This window comes from Photobacterium kishitanii (genome assembly GCF_000613045.3).
In the GTDB taxonomy this organism is placed as follows: Bacteria; Pseudomonadota; Gammaproteobacteria; order Enterobacterales; family Vibrionaceae; genus Photobacterium; species Photobacterium kishitanii.
On the sequence record NZ_CCAR020000002.1, the window covers coordinates 1 to 2,416 of the forward strand.

Annotated in this window: 1 protein-coding gene; it reads left to right on the top strand. The window is 44.5% G+C overall.

Translation table 11 applies throughout. The features are described from left to right. The first annotated feature begins 32 nt into the window (after positions 1–32). Positions 33–2,309, top strand: coding sequence for an arginine decarboxylase (gene adiA, locus PPBDW_RS00175; protein WP_036788523.1), 2,277 nt, complete (start codon positions 33–35; stop codon positions 2,307–2,309). The last annotated feature ends 107 nt before the right edge of the window (positions 2,310–2,416 follow it).

Here is a 2,416-nt window from a genome sequence, read left to right on the forward strand (position 1 = left end):
TTATTATGAACAACAATAATAGTACAAATAAAATGCGTGCTCTCGTTATTGAGCACCAAAACATTACTCCAAATAGCTTTGCTGATCGTGCAACTAAGTCACTGATCGCTGAACTACAAAACCGTACCATCGAAATCATCACTGCGACTTCTTATGAAGATGCACGTGCGGTTATTCTATCAACTCAAATTGATAGCCTAGTATTAGCACTTGAAAAAACTGAAGAGCAAATCGTTAACTCTCACGAAGAAGTTGATTTGTTAGCAGCACTACAAGCACGTCAATCTGAAGTGCCAGTATTTCTACTAGCAGAACGCGCTCGTACGTCTATCCTTAACAACCGCCAATTAATGGAGCGTGTTGACGAGTGTTATTCAGTACTAGAAGACACCGCTGATTTCGTTGCTGGCCGTATCGTTGCTTCAATGCGTCGTTACCGTGCACAAGTGCTACCACCGTTCATGAAAGCGATGATGCACTACAACGACATCCATGAGTACTCATGGTCTGCTCCAGGTCACCAAGGTGGTATTGGTTTTACTAAGACCCCTGCTGGTAACCAATTCTTTGAATTCTTCGGCGAAAACTTGTTCCGTACCGATATGGGTATCGAGCGTGCTGCACTAGGTTCATTACTTGACCACAGCGGCGCATTTAAAGATTCAGAAGTTGAAGCAGCTAAGATCTTCGGTGCTCACCAGTCTTACTCTGGTATCGTAGGTACTTCAGGTTCAAACCGTACTATCATGCAAGCATGTATGAAAGATGACGACATCGCTATTTGTGACCGTAACTGTCACAAATCAATCGAGCAAGGTCTGATCCTAACGGGCGCGCGTCCAATCTACATGGTGCCTAGCCGTAACTGCTACGGTATTATCGGTCCAATCAGCAAAGTTCAAATGAGCAAAGAAGGCATTGCCCTTAAAGCGAAAAATGCGGGCATTCCTTTCAACGCTGATGAGAAAAAAGCCAGCTACGCTGTAGTAACTAACTGTACTTACGACGGTTTATGTTACCACTCAGAAGTGACTGAAGCGCTACTAGGCGAAAGCTCTAGCCGTATTCACATGGACGAAGCTTGGTTCGGTTACGCACGTTTTAACCCTATCTACAAGGGTCACTACGCAATGCGTGGCGATGCTAAAGACCACACGGGTCCTACAGTATTTGCGACTCACTCAACGCACAAATTATTGAATGCATTGTCTCAAGCATCATACATTCACGTACGTAACGGTGAAAACGCAATCAACTTTGACCGTTTCAACCAAGCTTACATGATGCACACTTCAACATCACCACTATACGCAATCTGTGCGTCTAACGATGTTGCTGCGAATATGATGAAAGGCGAAAGTGGTCTATCGCTAACTAACGAAGTTAACCGCGAAGCGATCATCTTCCGTCAAAACATGCGTCAACTATTCAACGATTACACCGCTGAAAACGATTGGTTCTTCAAGCCTTGGAACGCTGAAACGGTTACCGAAATGAACGGTGACAAAGTTAATTTCGAAGACGCTTCTGTTGAGTCTCTAATGACTATCCAACAGAACTGGAAATTGACACCTGGCGACAAGTGGCACGGCTTTGACGAAATCGACAATGACTGGTGTATGCTTGATCCAATCAAAGTGAGCTTGCTAACTCCGGGGCTTGACGACAACGGTAACTTCCTAGAAACAGGTGTTCCAGCAGCACTTGTCACTGCATACCTAGGTCGTTTCGGTATCGTACCAACCCGTACCACTGACTTCCAAGTAATGTTCCTATTCTCAATGGGTATTACTAAAGGTAAGCGTGACACCTTGATCAACACCTTGTTGTCATTCAAGCGTCACTACGATGCAAACGCAGATATCGAAACATTACTGCCTGAGCTAGTCGCTTCTGCTCCAGAAGTTTACCGCGGTCTTGGTCTTAAAGATCTTGGTAACAAGATGTTTGAATACCTAGTACGTCATAACCCAAGCCAAGTACTAAACCACGCTTACTCAAGCCTGCCAGAAATGGAAGTGAAGCCACGTACTGCTTACCAGTTCGTAGTATCTGATGACGTAGAGCTAGTACCTTCTGACAAGCTTGTTGGTCGTGTTGCAGCGAACTCGGTTATTCCTTACCCACCAGGCATTCCAATGCTAATGGGTGGCGAAAACTTCGGTGACGAAACAAGTCCTCAAATCCAGTACTTGAAAGCACTAGAAGCATGGGATGCTGAATTCCCTGGTTTCGAACACGAAACTGAAGGTGCAGAGATCGAAGACGGTAAATACCACGTTCTTTGTATCAAAAAAGACGCACTATAATCGCCTAACACGATAATGTGACTACCCTATCAATCCCTCGCTAATTATAGCGGGGGATTTTTTTATACCTGCTAATCAATATATCTAGAGCCCTAATCAGCATTTTT

Coding starts and splice junctions, on each gene's coding strand:
- adiA (WP_036788523.1), top strand. CDS start 33: ATGCGTGCTCTCGTTATTGAGCACCAAAACATTACTCCAAATAGCTTT.